Annotated in this window: 16 protein-coding genes; 10 read left to right on the top strand and 6 right to left on the bottom strand. The window is 69.0% G+C overall.

All coding sequences use genetic code 11. From position 1 onward, the window contains the following. Positions 1 to 24: 24 nt before the first annotated feature. The gene (locus E6O51_RS06805) at positions 25 to 534 is read left to right on the top strand and encodes a retropepsin-like aspartic protease (RefSeq protein WP_136384215.1); all 510 of its coding nucleotides are present in this window, start codon (positions 25 to 27) and stop codon (positions 532 to 534) included. Positions 535 to 568: 34 nt separating this feature from the next. On the opposite strand, the gene E6O51_RS06800 is transcribed toward E6O51_RS06805, so the two are convergent. Beyond that, complete coding sequence (locus tag E6O51_RS06800; protein WP_168735205.1) at positions 569 to 1,144, bottom strand: PRC-barrel domain-containing protein; 576 nt, start codon at positions 1,142 to 1,144, stop codon at positions 569 to 571. A 394-nt stretch (positions 1,145 to 1,538) separates the two neighbouring features. On the opposite strand from E6O51_RS06800, the gene E6O51_RS06795 reads away from it, so the two are divergent. From E6O51_RS06795 to E6O51_RS06755, 9 genes are all read left to right on the top strand, one after another. Next, a complete protein-coding gene (locus tag E6O51_RS06795; RefSeq protein WP_136384213.1) occupies positions 1,539 to 2,558 on the top strand; it encodes a quinone-dependent dihydroorotate dehydrogenase in 1,020 nt (339 codons plus the stop codon). A gap of 98 nt (positions 2,559 to 2,656) precedes the next feature. Next, on the top strand, positions 2,657 to 3,241 hold the full coding sequence (gene rsxA / locus E6O51_RS06790; protein ID WP_136384212.1) for an electron transport complex subunit RsxA: 585 nt from the start codon (positions 2,657 to 2,659) through the stop codon (positions 3,239 to 3,241). Between the two features lie 97 nt (positions 3,242 to 3,338). Beyond that, positions 3,339 to 3,902 carry an electron transport complex subunit RsxB gene (gene rsxB / locus E6O51_RS06785; RefSeq protein WP_136384211.1) on the top strand — a complete coding sequence of 188 codons (564 nt, stop codon included), beginning with the start codon at positions 3,339 to 3,341 and terminating at the stop codon, positions 3,900 to 3,902. Further along, positions 3,899 to 5,608, top strand: coding sequence for an electron transport complex subunit RsxC (gene rsxC, locus E6O51_RS06780; RefSeq protein ID WP_136384210.1), 1,710 nt, complete (start codon positions 3,899 to 3,901; stop codon positions 5,606 to 5,608). The genes rsxB and rsxC overlap by 4 nt, the downstream gene beginning before the upstream one ends. Positions 5,609 to 5,622: 14 nt before the next feature. Then, the gene (locus tag E6O51_RS06775) at positions 5,623 to 6,633 is read left to right on the top strand and encodes an RnfABCDGE type electron transport complex subunit D (protein ID WP_136384209.1); all 1,011 of its coding nucleotides are present in this window, start codon (positions 5,623 to 5,625) and stop codon (positions 6,631 to 6,633) included. Next, positions 6,630 to 7,307 carry an RnfABCDGE type electron transport complex subunit G gene (locus E6O51_RS06770; RefSeq protein ID WP_136384208.1) on the top strand — a complete coding sequence of 226 codons (678 nt, stop codon included), beginning with the start codon at positions 6,630 to 6,632 and terminating at the stop codon, positions 7,305 to 7,307. Before E6O51_RS06775 ends, E6O51_RS06770 begins: the two co-directional genes overlap by 4 nt. A gap of 3 nt (positions 7,308 to 7,310) precedes the next feature. Then, positions 7,311 to 7,997, top strand: a complete 687-nt coding sequence (locus tag E6O51_RS06765) for an electron transport complex subunit E (protein ID WP_136384207.1) — start codon at positions 7,311 to 7,313, stop codon at positions 7,995 to 7,997. A 14-nt stretch (positions 7,998 to 8,011) separates the two neighbouring features. After that, entirely contained in the window at positions 8,012 to 8,644 is a 633-nt protein-coding gene (gene nth, locus E6O51_RS06760) for an endonuclease III (RefSeq protein WP_136384327.1), read from the top strand. A gap of 18 nt (positions 8,645 to 8,662) precedes the next feature. Next, positions 8,663 to 9,088 (top strand): DUF1841 family protein, encoded by a 426-nt coding sequence (locus E6O51_RS06755; protein ID WP_136384206.1) that lies wholly within the window; start codon positions 8,663 to 8,665, stop codon positions 9,086 to 9,088. Here E6O51_RS06755 and E6O51_RS06750 read toward each other — a convergent pair. The 5 genes from E6O51_RS06750 to E6O51_RS06730 form a co-directional block, all read right to left on the bottom strand. Next, entirely contained in the window at positions 9,085 to 9,315 is a 231-nt protein-coding gene (locus tag E6O51_RS06750) for a hypothetical protein (protein WP_136384205.1), read from the bottom strand. The two genes, E6O51_RS06755 and E6O51_RS06750, sit on opposite strands and share 4 nt — an antisense overlap. A 138-nt stretch (positions 9,316 to 9,453) precedes the next feature. Then, a complete protein-coding gene (locus E6O51_RS06745) occupies positions 9,454 to 10,068 on the bottom strand; it encodes a TIGR04282 family arsenosugar biosynthesis glycosyltransferase (protein WP_136384204.1) in 615 nt (204 codons plus the stop codon). Positions 10,069 to 10,082: 14 nt separating this feature from the next. Continuing rightward, a complete protein-coding gene (locus E6O51_RS06740; protein ID WP_136384203.1) occupies positions 10,083 to 10,778 on the bottom strand; it encodes a TIGR04283 family arsenosugar biosynthesis glycosyltransferase in 696 nt (231 codons plus the stop codon). Continuing rightward, positions 10,765 to 11,775: an arsenosugar biosynthesis radical SAM (seleno)protein ArsS gene (gene arsS / locus E6O51_RS06735; protein ID WP_136384202.1), complete on the bottom strand. Its 1,011-nt coding sequence runs from the start codon at positions 11,773 to 11,775 to the stop codon at positions 10,765 to 10,767. Before arsS ends, E6O51_RS06740 begins: the two co-directional genes overlap by 14 nt. A 58-nt stretch (positions 11,776 to 11,833) precedes the next feature. Beyond that, positions 11,834 to 12,253, bottom strand: a complete 420-nt coding sequence (locus E6O51_RS06730; RefSeq protein WP_136384201.1) for a rhodanese-like domain-containing protein — start codon at positions 12,251 to 12,253, stop codon at positions 11,834 to 11,836. Between the last annotated feature and the right edge of the window lie 2 nt (positions 12,254 to 12,255).

Raw genomic sequence — 12,255 nt, 5'->3', positions numbered from 1 at the left:
AGCGCCGTTAGCCGGAGTGCCACCATGCGCCGCTTCATCCGCCTCCTGACGCCGCTGCTGGCCGGTCTGTGCACCGCCGCCTTGGCCGGCGAGTTCAACACGCCGATCGACATGCGCGTCAAGGGCGGAACGACTTATTACGTGCCCGGGCAGATCGCCGGCGCCGGCGCGGTGGAACTGATGGTCGATACCGGCTCGGGCTACATGACCATCAACGAGGACATCCTCGAAACCCTGCGCGCCGGCGGCCAGGTGCGCTTCTTGCGCACGCTGCGCGGCAGGCTGGCCAACGGCAACGAACTGAACGTGCCGGTCTACTTGCTCGAATCGGTGAGCATCGGCGACGCCTGCTGGCTGCACGACGTCGAAGCCGCGGTGTTCCCGGGCAACACCCGTCCCATCCTCGGCCTCAACGTGCTGCAGCGCGCCGCGCCCTTCATCTTCTCCTTCGAGCCGCCGCGCCTGGTGCTCAGCCACTGCGACGGCGCCACGCCCCCGCAGGCGGCGGAAGTGGCCGCGCTGCAGACGGACTGAACAAGCCCGGCGCAGTGCGCCGGGCTGCCGGACCTCATTCCTCAAGTATCGGCTCGAAGGCCGAGAACTCGCTGATCGGCCGGTCGGGCCTCAGTTCCACGTACCGCTCCGGCGCGTAGTCGCCGCTGGCCGCGAGATCTTCGGCCGAGGCGCTGGCCTGCAGGCGGCCGCCTTCGAGCAGTTGCAACTGGTCGAGCGACACGATGCTCTCGTGCGCGCCCAGGCCGAGGAAGCCGCCGGACGAGATCACCGCGTGGGCGCTCTGCCCGTCCGGGCCGAGCACCAGGGTCTTCAGCTTGCCGACCTTCTTGCCGGCCACGTCCACCACCTCGAGACCGCGCAGGTCTTCCGGCGTACGCGCGTACAGCGGATTGCTGCTCGCCGCGGAACCGGGGCTCGCCGTGCCGGGCATGTCCCGCGCCGGCGCGCTTTCCTGCGGCAGGGTTTCGGCCGGCACAGATTCCACTGGCTGGCCCGGCGGCACCGTGCCGGAACGCGGGATGGGCTCGCCGTAGGTGCCCGGGGACTCCTCTGCGGCCCACGCCGGCGAAGCCGTCAGCAGTGCTGCAATGGCACCGCCCATCAGGGATTTGCGAAGTTTCGTGTTCATCTGGTCCTCCTGCCTTGCGGCCTTGCTTGAACAGGGTTGCATCGCCGTGCGGCGGATGCGCCGGGACATTGCCCTGTGCTGTTCCCGCAAGCGCCGTGCCTGCAAGCCGCGGACCGCCCGCAACGCCCCGTACGGCGGGGCCGCCGGGCCCTGCCACCACCCGCGCCGCGCCGCCGGGCAGCGCCTGCGCGGCGGGCGGGTGTCGTAGCAGGACGACACACGGCGGCCGGGGGCATGGTCCGCCCCCCTGCCCGGACCAGGGGAATCCCCCGGCCGGTGCGTGCTGCCGCACTGCCGCGCCGGCGTGTCGTGCATTCCCGACAGTTGCACCGCCGCCGGCCGCGGATTGCCCCGGCGGCCCCCCATCCGGGTTGTACGAAGGTACAATCCGCCGATGCTCTACGACCTCGCCCGCCCGCTGCTGTTTTCGTTCGACGCGGAAACCATCCACGAATTTTCCCTCGCCGCCCTCAACGTCGCCGGCCGCGCGCTGCCCGCCGGCCGCCCCGTGCCGGCGGAACCGGTACAGGCCATGGGGCTCGTCTTCCCCAACCGCATCGGGCTGGCCGCGGGCCTGGACAAGAACGGCGAGGCCATCGACGGGCTGGCGCGCATGGGCTTCGGCTTCATCGAGATCGGCACCGTCACGCCGCGCCCGCAGCCGGGCAATCCGCGCCCGCGCCTGTTCCGCCTGCCGGAGGTACAGGGCATCATCAACCGCATGGGCTTCAACAACCACGGGGTGGACACCCTGGTGGCCAACGTGAAGGCGGCCCGGTTCTGCGGCATCCTCGGCATCAACATCGGCAAGAACTTCGACACGCCCATCGAGAACGCCGCCGACGACTACCTGGCCTGCCTGGAAAAGGTCTATGCGCTGGCGAGCTACGTGACCGTGAACGTGTCCTCGCCCAACACCGCGAACCTGCGCCAGTTGCAGGGCGAATCCGAACTCGACGGCCTGCTGGCGAAGCTCAAGGCCGCCCAGACCCGGCTCGCCGACAGCCACGGCCGCTACGTGCCGCTGACGCTGAAGATCGCGCCGGACCTGGACGAGGCGCAGATCACCAACATCGCCGACGCGCTGCGCCGCCACCGCATCGACGGGGTGATCGCCACCAACACCACCATCGCCCGCGACAAGGTGCAGGGCCTGCGCTACGCGGAGCAGCAGGGCGGCCTGTCCGGAGCGCCGGTGTTCGAGGCATCCACCGCGGTAGTGGCCAGGCTCTCCCACGCGCTGGCGGGCGAACTGCCCATCATCGCCGCCGGCGGCGTCACCAACGGCCGTACCGCGCGCGCCAAGCTGGAAGCCGGCGCCACGCTGGTGCAGCTCTACAGCGGACTGATCTACCGCGGCCCGGGCCTGGTGCGCGAGTGCGTGCGCGCCACCGAGCACGGCGCTTCCGCCTGAGCCCATGGCACCTATGCCGATATGCCTATTCCCCCGTCGGGGTTGAGCGCCCGCATGCCGCAGGGGATAATTCCGCGATTGCATGCGGCTGGCCAAACATGAGCAGCTACCTCTTCGTCGTCATCGGCGCGGTCCTCGTCAACAATGTGGTGTTCATCCGCATCCTGGGCCTGTGTCCCTTCATGGGCGTGTCCAAGAAGCTGGAAACGGCCGTCGGCATGGGCGTGGCGACCACCTTCGTGCTCACCCTGGGCGCGGGCACCAGCTACCTGATCGACCACTACCTGCTCGCCCCCTACGACCTGGGCTACCTGCGCACGCTGGCCTTCATCGTGGTGATCGCCGCCATCGTGCAGTTCACCGAACTCGTCATCCAGAAGACCAGCCCGGTGCTGCACCAGGTGCTGGGCATCTACCTGCCGCTGATCACCACCAACTGCGCCGTGCTGGGCGTGCCGCTGCTCAACGTCGGCCTCGGCCACGACCTGCTCCAGTCCCTGCTGTTCGGCTTCGGCTCCTCGCTCGGCTTCACGCTGGCGCTGGTGCTGTTCGCGGGCATCCGCGAGCGCCTGGACGGCGCCGACGTGCCGCTGCCCTTCAAGGGCACGGCGATCGCGATGATCACCGCCGGCTTCATGAGTCTGGCCTTCATGGGTTTCGCCGGGCTGGACCGCTTCCACTGACGGCCCGCCGCGCGAAACCTGATCTGGCGCAAAAGAACGACATTCGCATCTGCTTATCCTTCCGCCCCTTGTTTCCCACCCCCACCGCCTCTTCCCCATGCTGACCGCCCTCCTGATCATGGCCGGAATCGCCGTCGTGCTGGGCGCAGTGCTCGGCTACGCAGCCATCCGCTTCAAGGTGGAAGGCGATCCGCTGGTCGAGAAGATCGACGCCATCCTGCCCCAGACCCAGTGCGGCCAGTGCGGCTATCCCGGCTGCAAGCCCTACGCCCAGGCCATCGCCAACGGCGAGGCCGACATCAACCAGTGCCCGCCGGGCGGCGAGGAAGGCATCCGCAAGCTCGCCGACCTGCTGGGGCGCGAGTTCAAGTCCCTCTCCGAAGAGCACGGAGTGGAGAAGCCCAAATCCGCGGCCTTCATCGACGAGCACACCTGCATCGGCTGCACCCTGTGCATCCAGGCCTGTCCGGTGGATGCCATCGTGGGCGCGGCCAAGCAGATGCATACCGTGGTGGCGCCCCTGTGCACCGGCTGTGAGCTGTGCCTCGCGCCCTGCCCGGTGGATTGCATCACCATGGTGCCGGTCGGTGAAACGGTGTCCACGTGGAAGTGGCGCTATCCGGTGATCGGGATCCGGCCCGAGACGAGACGAGCGGCATGAAGGCACTGCGCAGACTGTTCGATTTCCACGGCGGGGTGAAACCCGAGAGCGGGAAGTCGATGTCCACGACCTCGCCGATCCGGCCGGTGCCGCTTCCGGCGCGGCTGGTCGTCCCCCTGGGGCAGAGCGCCGGCGATGCCGCGATCCCGCTGGTGAGCGTGGGCCAGAAGGTGCTCAAGGGCGAGCGCATCGGCGGCGCCAACGGCAAGGTGTCGGCGGCGGTGCATGCGCCGACGTCCGGCACCGTGGTCGAGATCGGCACGGCGACGATGCCCCATCCGTCCGGCCTCGCCGCGCCCGCGATCTCCATCGAACCGGACGGCCTGGACCGCTGGGCCGACCTCGAACCGGTCAACCTGCGCGCCACGCCCGCCGACCAGTTGCGCGACCTGGCACGGGACGCGGGCCTGGTCGGGCTGGGCGGCGCGGTGTTCCCGACCCACCTGAAGCTCCACCCGGGCCGCGAAGGGCACACCCACACGCTGATCATCAACGGCGCCGAGTGCGAGCCCTACATCACCTGCGACGACCTGCTGATGCGCGAGCGCGCAGCGGGCGTGGTGCGCGGGGCGGCCATCATGCGCGAGTTGCTGCAGGCCGACCACGTCGTGGTCGGCATCGAGGACAACAAGCCCGAAGCGATCGCCGCGATGCAGGCGGCCGCCGCCCAAGCCGGCACCGGGGTCGAGGTCGTCGCCATTCCCACCCGCTATCCGGCCGGCGGCGCCAAGCAGTTGATCCGCGTGCTGACCGGCATCGAGGTGCCCTACGGCGAGCGCTCCACCGACTACGGCGTGCAGTGCTTCAACGTGGGCACCGCCTACGCCCTGCACCAGGCCTTCGACCAGGGCATTCCGCTGCTTTCCCGCGTGGTCACGGTGTCTGGCAACGTGGAGCGCCCGGGCAACTACGAAGTCCTGATCGGCACGCCGATGGAGCACGTGGTCGCGCTGGCCGGACCGCGCCCCGACAGCAACCGCTACATCATGGGCGGGCCGATGATGGGCCTGGCGATGCCGCGCCTGGACGTGCCGGTGGTCAAGGCCACCAACGCCATCCTGGTGGGCAGCCCGACGCTGTTCGCGCCCCCGCCGCCGGAGCAGGCCTGCATCCGCTGTGGCGAGTGCGCCCGCGCCTGCCCGGCCGACCTGCAGCCCTTCGAGCTGTACTGGTTCAGCCGCGCGCGCAACTTCGGCAAGGCCCAGGAATACAACCTGTTCGACTGCATCGAATGCGGCTGCTGCGCCTACGTGTGCCCCTCCCACATCCCGCTGGTGGACTACTACCGCTTCGCCAAGAGCGAGATCTGGGCGCGGGAGCGCGAAAAGGCCGCCGCCGACCAGGCCCGCGAGCGCTTCGAGTTCCGCAACTTCCGCCAGGAACGGGAGAAGGAGGAAAAGGCGGCGAAGCTCGCGGCCAAGGCCGCCGAGACCCACGCCAAGCTTGGCGAAGGCGCAGCGCCCGCGCCGGCCGCCGAGGACGATCCCAAGAAGGCGCTGATCGCCGCCGCGCTGGCCCGCGCCAAGGCGCAGAAGGACGCGGTCACGCCGAAGAACACCGAGGGCCTGAGCGCCGAAACGCGGGCCGAGATCGCCGATATCGACAAGCGCCGCGCGGAAGCGGGCCTGACCGGCGCGACGGCCGCCGGCGAGGCCGCGCCGCCCGCCCCCGACGACAAACCCGCCGCCACCACGCGCGACGCGTAAGCCCCCACCACGCGATGATCCACTCCCCCTTCATCCGCAAACCGGCCAGCGTGCAGCAGGTGATGTTCACCGTGCTGCTGGCGCTCGTGCCCGGCATCGCCGCCTACGTCTGGCAGATCGGCGCCGGCATCCTGGTGAACCTCGCCATCGCCACCGTCACCGCGCTGGCCGCCGAGGCGCTGATGCTGCGCATCCGCGGCCGCCCGGTCGGGCTGTCCCTCGGCGACCTGTCCGCGGTGGTCACCGCCTGGCTGGTGGCGCTGTGCTTCCCGTCCATCGTGCCGTGGTGGCTCACCGTGCTGGGCGTGCTGGTGGCCATCGTGCCGGCCAAGCACCTCTACGGCGGGCTGGGGCAGAACCCCTTCAACCCGGCCATGGCGGCCTACTGCACGATGATCGTCGCCTACCCGGCGCTGATGTCCCAGTGGCCGCCGGTGGGCGAGCTCGGCTTCGCCGCCCAGCTCGACCTGATCCTGGGCGGCGCCCGCGACCTGGACGCGATCACCGCCGCCACCCCGCTGGACGCCCTGCGCACCGGCCTGCGCATGGAAGGGGCGAACGTCGCCACCCTGCTCGAACAGAACCGGACCGCCTTCGGCGTGCTCGGCGGGCGCGGCTGGGAATGGGTGGCGCTCGGCTACCTCGCCGGCGGGCTCTTCCTGCTCGCGCGCGGCGTCATCACCTGGCACATGCCGGCGGCCTTCATCGCCGCGCTGGCGGTGATCTCCGGCGCGTTCTGGCTGGCGCATCCGGAGCAGTTCGCCCCGCCGCTCTTCCACCTCGCCAGCGGCGGCGCCATGCTCGGCGCCTTCTTCATCGTCACCGATCCGGTCTCCGGCGCCACCACGCCGCGGGGCAAGCTGCTGTTCGCCGCCGGCGTGGCGCTCGTCGCCTACCTCATCCGCAACTTCGGCGCCTACCCGGAAGGCATCGCCTTCGCGGTGCTGCTGATGAACATGTGCGTGCCGCTGGTCGACATGAAGACCCAGCCGCGCGTCTTCGGCCATCGCGGGGAAAAATCATGATCGCCCGCTACACTGCCGCCCGCACCTCGCTGCGCACCGCACTCATCATGCTGGTGTTCACCCTGCTGTTCACCGCGGCCATGGCCTTCACCTACGGCCTCACCCGCCCGGCCATCGAAGCCTCCGAACTGGCGGAGAAGATGCGCCTGATCAACGAAGTCCTGCCCCCCGGCAGCTACGACAACGCGCTGCTGGAGGACGTGCTGCGGCTCGGCCCCACGCCGGAACTCGGCCTCGCCCAGGGCGGCGCGCTCTACCGCGCGCGCAAGGCCGGTGAGCCGGCGGCGCTGGTGCTGGAGGCCGAGGCGCCCGACGGCTACGCGGGCCGCATCAAGCTGGTGCTGGCCGTGACCGCGGACGGCCGCGTGTCCGGCGTGCGCGTCACCAGCCACAAGGAAACCCCAGGGCTGGGCGACTACATCGATCCGAAGAAGGACCGCAACAAGGAACGCCCGTGGATCACCCAGTTCACCGGCGCCGGCCACGACCGGGTGGATGCGGCGGCATGGAAGGTCAGGCGCGACGGCGGCGTGTTCGACGCCCCCACCGGCGCCACCATCAGCGCGCGCGCGGTCACCAACGCCACCGGCCGGGCGCTCGGCTGGGCGCTGGCGCGGCGCGACGCCCTGTTCGCCGCCGCCCCCGGCAGCACGCTGGACACGGGCAAGGAGTAAGCCATGGACATGCAGAAGTTCCGCGAGAACGCCTGGAACGGCCTGTGGAAACAGAACACCGGCCTGGCGCAACTGCTGGGCCTGTGCCCCATCCTGGCCATCAGCACCAGCATGGTCAATGCGGTCAGCCTGGGGCTGGCCACGGTGCTGGTGATGGCGATGGTGAATCTCGCCGTGGCCTCGCTGCGCAACTTCATCCCCTACGAGATCCGCATCCCCATCTTCGTGCTCATCATCGCCGCCCTGGTGACCATGGTGGACCTCGCCTTCAACGCCTGGCTGCACGGCCTGTACCTGGTGCTGGGCATCTTCATCCCGCTGATCACCACCAACTGCATCGTGCTCGCCCGCGTCGAGGCCTATGCGGCCAAGAACGACGCCCTCAGTTCCACCGTGGATGGCCTGATGATGGGCCTCGGCCTGGTGTGGGTGCTGGCGCTGCTGGGCGGCATCCGCGAACTCGCCGGCAGCGGCACGCTGTTCTCCGGCATCGACATGATCGTTCCCGGCCTGTCGGCGATCCAGCTCTTCGGCGACGACTATCCCGGCTTCCTGATCGCCATCCTGCCGCCGGGCGCCTTCTTCGCTCTGGGCGTGCTGATCGCCGCCTTCAACTGGATCAACCAGCGCGCCGCCGCCCGCCACCGCGCCCACCCGCAGCCCGCGGCCGAAGCCCCGGCTGCCGGCTGAGGTTTGCGCCGATGATGAAGCGCGACGCCATCCGCGAGTTCTTCCGCCGCCTCGCGGCGGCCAACCCCCACCCCACCACCGAACTGGAATACGGCACGCCCTACCAGTTGCTGGTGGCCGTGGTGCTCTCGGCCCAGGCCACGGACAAGAGCGTGAACCTCGCCACCCGCAAGCTCTTCACCGTCGCGCCCACGCCCGAGGCCATGATCACCCTGGGTGAGGAAGGCGTAGCCGAGTACATCAAGACCATCGGCCTGTTCCGCAACAAGGCGAAGAACACCGTGGCCCTGTCCCGCCTGCTGCTGGAACGCCACGGCGGCGAGGTGCCCCACGACCGCGCCGCGCTGGAGGCCCTGCCCGGCGTCGGCCGCAAGACCGCCAACGTGGTGCTCAACACCGTGTTCGGCGATTCCGTCATGGCCGTGGACACCCACATCTTCCGGCTGGCCAACCGCACCGGACTCGCCCCCGGCAAGGACGTGCTGGCGGTGGAACACGCCCTGATGCGCCGCGTGCCGAAGGAGTATCTGCAGGATGCCCACCACTGGCTGATCCTGCACGGCCGCTACGTCTGCACCGCCCGCAAGCCCGCCTGCGGCGCCTGTATCGTGCGCGACCTGTGCGAATTCCGCGACAAGACCGCCTGAACACCAGAGACGCAAACCATGTTCAACCCGACCCGCGACCAGGTTCGCAACTTCTTCATCGAGGCCTGGCGCAAGCAGCGCGCCGCCGAGCCGCTGAGCGCCATGGAAAACATGGCCGTGGACATCATCGCCCTGCACCCGGAATACCAGCCGGTGCTGGAAGACCCGGACGCCATCGCGCGCGAGTTCAGCCCCGACGACGGCCAGATCAACCCCTTCCTGCACCTGTCCCTGCACCTGGCCATCGCGGAGCAGCTCTCCATCGACCAGCCCCCCGGCATCCGCGCCGCGGTCGCCACGCTGCAGCTCGCCCGCGGCAACCGCCACGACGCCCTGCACGAGGTGCTGGAATGCCTGGGCGAAACGCTTTTCAACGCCCAGCGCAACAACGCTCCGCCCGACGGTGCCGCCTACCTGGAATGCCTGCGCCGGCGTGCCGGCTAGCGCCGCTCCGGCGGCGGTTCGACGCTCCTGGGGCCCACGAACGGCTTTTCGCAGCGGATGTCGCGGAACGGCCCGCGCTCCCGCTCCCAACCCGGCCCGGGCGAGGCCTGCGCGCAGTGCAGCTTGCCGTCGACCTTGCTGCGCCATAAATACCAGGGCGCCGGCGCGGCATCGGCCGGCGGCGGCACCAGGGCGCACAGCAGGAAGAGGCAAAGGACGGAGCGCATCGGCGGCAATCGGCGAAGGGTCCGGCACAGCATAGAACCAGCGCCTTGCGCCGCCAAGCGTGAGGTTTCTGCTCCGGGCAGCACGGGCGCCGCAATCGGCGCAGGAATCAATGGAGCCGACGGCTTCCTGCGTTGCCGTCAGATCAGGCCTGTTCCGGATAGGCGTGCGAGATCCGCGGGTGTATCCACATCCCACAGCATCGCGGGCTCCGCCCAGGCATAGCGGAGCTGCCGCAGCCGCTGGCGGGTCGCTTCCATGACTTGGGACGTCCCCCAGGGCACACCGTCGAACAAGGACGCGTGCGCTGCCGAGCGCAGACCGATGAGCACGTAGCCGCCGTCCTCGGCGGGCAGGATCACGGCGTCCTTTCCTTCGATCAACGAGCGGGCGGCGGCTCTCAAGTGCCCGGCGGTCATGCCCGGACAATCGGTGCCGATCAGCAGGACGGGACGGGGAAGCGAGCAGGCCAGCGCGTACTGCATGCGCACCCCCAAATCCCCCGACGGCTGCTCCCTGCATGACACACCGCGTTTGCCCAGGGCACGGAAAAACCGGTGGGACAGGGATGGCGTTCCCCACAGCGTCACCGATCCGCCAAGCCTTGCCGCGCAGGCCGTCCCGAGGGACCGGATGACCAGTCGGCGATGCAGCCTGGCGGCGGCCTCGGCGCCCAATGCCGGAATCAGCCGTGTTTTCGCCATGCCCGGGGTGGGAGCCCGGGCAAGGACGGCGACATCTACCCTGCTGTTCATCGAGGTGGCCCCGGTCAGGTGTCGTACTGGCGAGCCAATGCGTCCGGGGAGACGCCGCGGCGGAACGCCGCCCGCAGTCTCCACATCAGGAAGATCGTTCGCCATACGCCCTTCCTCTCCCACCGACGCCCCGAGGTCGTCACCCTGGAACGCAGGCAAGCCGGTCTGGAAACGGCCTTGAGCGCATCGGAAAGCGCCAGATCTTCCATCAGGGGCATAGGCGGATAGCCCCCCAGCGCGAGGAACGCGGCGCGCCGGACAAAGATCGCCTGATCGCCCGTGGCGATGCCGGACAACCGGGAACGCCAGTTCATCATCGCGGCAATCACGCGCAGCATCCATGGCCGGCCGTCGATCCGTACGTCGAAGCGTCCCCAAACCGCGCCTCGGGCCACGGCATGGGAGATCGCCTCCCATCCCTCCTCGGGCAACGAGGTATCCGCGTGCAGGAACAGCAGGACATCGCCCGTGGCGATCGCCGCGCCCGCGTTCATCTGCAGCGACCGGCCCCGGGGAGAGGCGATCACCCGGTCCGCCAGTGGCTCCGCCAGACCCACGGTCCCGTCCCGGCTGCCCCCGTCCACCACGATGAGTTCCGCGCCCTGGCGCCTCAGGGCCTGGAGCCTCGACAGAGTGGCGACGATGCATCCTGCTTCGTCGAGGACCGGCAGGATGATCGACAGGGAACAGCGGTTTTCAGGCTCGGCCATGGACAGTGTCGAGATGGTGCCCGCCAGCCGGCCTGGCGGTGAGGGCACCGCCGCAACTGGAGCCTTGGCCCGCCGTGCAGCCATAGCAATGTTCCGCGACCCGTATGGGTGCCCCCGTCAGGGCCGGCGCGGAAATCTCGGAAAGATGGCGGCGGTGCTTCTCCGCCCCCAGGGGCAGGCCGAGTTGCTGATTGAAGTCGCAATCGTAAACGTAGCCTTGCCAATCGATGCTCAACAGGTCGCGGCACATCACGGCGGAAAGATTGGCCGGACGATGCGCCCCCTTGAGCACTTCCATGTAGGAAGCGAACTCCTTGCGCGAAAGCAGCGTGGAGCCGAAGCGCTGGATGGGCATGTTGGTCAGCGCCAGCAGGCGGGTGAATTGAATGCCGTACTCCTCCCGGAGATGGACGCGATAGGCTTCCTCCAGCTCCACCTGGGGAGGCGGCAGAACGGCCCCCTGGGGGTTGTAGACCAGCGCAAGGGACGGGCCGCCATCCGGCAGTCCATAACCGCGCGCATTGAGCAACTTGAGGCCCCGGATGCTTGCGGCGAAGCTGCCATGGCCCCGTTGCCGGTCGACGTTCTCCTCCAGATAGCAGGGCAGCGATGCGACGACGTCCACACCCTGTTCCGCGAGAAAGTCGGCCAGCCACTCCATTCCCGGTTCCGAGAGGACGGTCAGGTTGCAGCGATCGACGACTCGGCGGCCCAGGGAACGCGCAGCGCTGACCAGCCGCCTGAAATGCGGATTCAGTTCGGGCGCACCGCCGGTGACGTCCAGGGTCGAAATCCCTGGATTCAGGGTGAGAAAATCGATGATCAGATCGACCGACCCGGCGCTCATTTCCTCGCTGCGGTTCGGCCCCGCATTCACGTGACAGTGAACGCAGCTCTGGTTGCAGCGGTAGCCGAGGTTCGCCTGCAACACGCGCACGCTGCTCCGATGGACTGCCGGGAACGAGGACTTTTCGAGGAGGTGTATTACGGGAAGCATGTTCTATTGCGGTTCCTGCATCCATCCATAGACCAGGGAGAAGTCAGGAGCGGCCTGCTCAGACCTCGACGGGGAGCTTGGCCTTTTTCCAGGCCAGGATGCCGCCGGCGATGTTCAGGGGCTCCCTGAATCTATGCCTGCGCAGATGCAGACAAGCCGTCGCGGAGCGCTTCCCGCCGTGGCAGATGACCACGATCGTGCGCTCGCGGTGCGCCTGTATCTCGCCCAGGCGTCGTTCCAGCTGCCCCAGGGGGATCAGGACGCTGTTCGGCACATGGCCGGCGTCGTATTCCTTCTGTTCGCGGACATCCAGGACCAACGCGTTCCTGCTCTGGATATGGACCCGAGCGACACCCGGGGTGATGTCCTTGACGCCCCGGACGATGTTCACCAGGCGTTTCCAGACCTCCCGCGGGACATTGACGGCCCCGGCAACCAGTTCCAGGAGCGGGGATTTTCTCGTTGCTGCATTTGACATCG

It is taken from the genome of Pseudothauera rhizosphaerae (assembly GCF_004801305.1).
Classification (GTDB): Bacteria; Pseudomonadota; Gammaproteobacteria; order Burkholderiales; family Rhodocyclaceae; genus Pseudothauera; species Pseudothauera rhizosphaerae.
Note: the sequence above shows the minus strand (reverse complement) of the source record. Positions and strands in the feature narration are given on the sequence as shown.

What these genes read in the sequence shown, in the direction of transcription:
- E6O51_RS06805 (WP_136384215.1), top strand. Translation starts at nt 25, where the DNA reads ATGCGCCGCTTCATCCGCCTCCTGACGCCGCTGCTGGCCGGTCTGTGC.
- E6O51_RS06800 (WP_168735205.1), bottom strand. Translation starts at nt 1,144, where the DNA reads ATGAACACGAAACTTCGCAAATCCCTGATGGGCGGTGCCATTGCAGCA.
- E6O51_RS06795 (WP_136384213.1), top strand. Translation starts at nt 1,539, where the DNA reads ATGCTCTACGACCTCGCCCGCCCGCTGCTGTTTTCGTTCGACGCGGAA.
- rsxA (WP_136384212.1), top strand. Translation starts at nt 2,657, where the DNA reads ATGAGCAGCTACCTCTTCGTCGTCATCGGCGCGGTCCTCGTCAACAAT.
- rsxB (WP_136384211.1), top strand. Translation starts at nt 3,339, where the DNA reads ATGCTGACCGCCCTCCTGATCATGGCCGGAATCGCCGTCGTGCTGGGC.
- rsxC (WP_136384210.1), top strand. Translation starts at nt 3,899, where the DNA reads ATGAAGGCACTGCGCAGACTGTTCGATTTCCACGGCGGGGTGAAACCC.
- E6O51_RS06775 (WP_136384209.1), top strand. Translation starts at nt 5,623, where the DNA reads ATGATCCACTCCCCCTTCATCCGCAAACCGGCCAGCGTGCAGCAGGTG.
- E6O51_RS06770 (WP_136384208.1), top strand. Translation starts at nt 6,630, where the DNA reads ATGATCGCCCGCTACACTGCCGCCCGCACCTCGCTGCGCACCGCACTC.
- E6O51_RS06765 (WP_136384207.1), top strand. Translation starts at nt 7,311, where the DNA reads ATGGACATGCAGAAGTTCCGCGAGAACGCCTGGAACGGCCTGTGGAAA.
- nth (WP_136384327.1), top strand. Translation starts at nt 8,012, where the DNA reads ATGAAGCGCGACGCCATCCGCGAGTTCTTCCGCCGCCTCGCGGCGGCC.
- E6O51_RS06755 (WP_136384206.1), top strand. Translation starts at nt 8,663, where the DNA reads ATGTTCAACCCGACCCGCGACCAGGTTCGCAACTTCTTCATCGAGGCC.
- E6O51_RS06750 (WP_136384205.1), bottom strand. Translation starts at nt 9,315, where the DNA reads ATGCGCTCCGTCCTTTGCCTCTTCCTGCTGTGCGCCCTGGTGCCGCCG.
- E6O51_RS06745 (WP_136384204.1), bottom strand. Translation starts at nt 10,068, where the DNA reads ATGAACAGCAGGGTAGATGTCGCCGTCCTTGCCCGGGCTCCCACCCCG.
- E6O51_RS06740 (WP_136384203.1), bottom strand. Translation starts at nt 10,778, where the DNA reads ATGGCCGAGCCTGAAAACCGCTGTTCCCTGTCGATCATCCTGCCGGTC.
- arsS (WP_136384202.1), bottom strand. Translation starts at nt 11,775, where the DNA reads ATGCTTCCCGTAATACACCTCCTCGAAAAGTCCTCGTTCCCGGCAGTC.
- E6O51_RS06730 (WP_136384201.1), bottom strand. Translation starts at nt 12,253, where the DNA reads ATGTCAAATGCAGCAACGAGAAAATCCCCGCTCCTGGAACTGGTTGCC.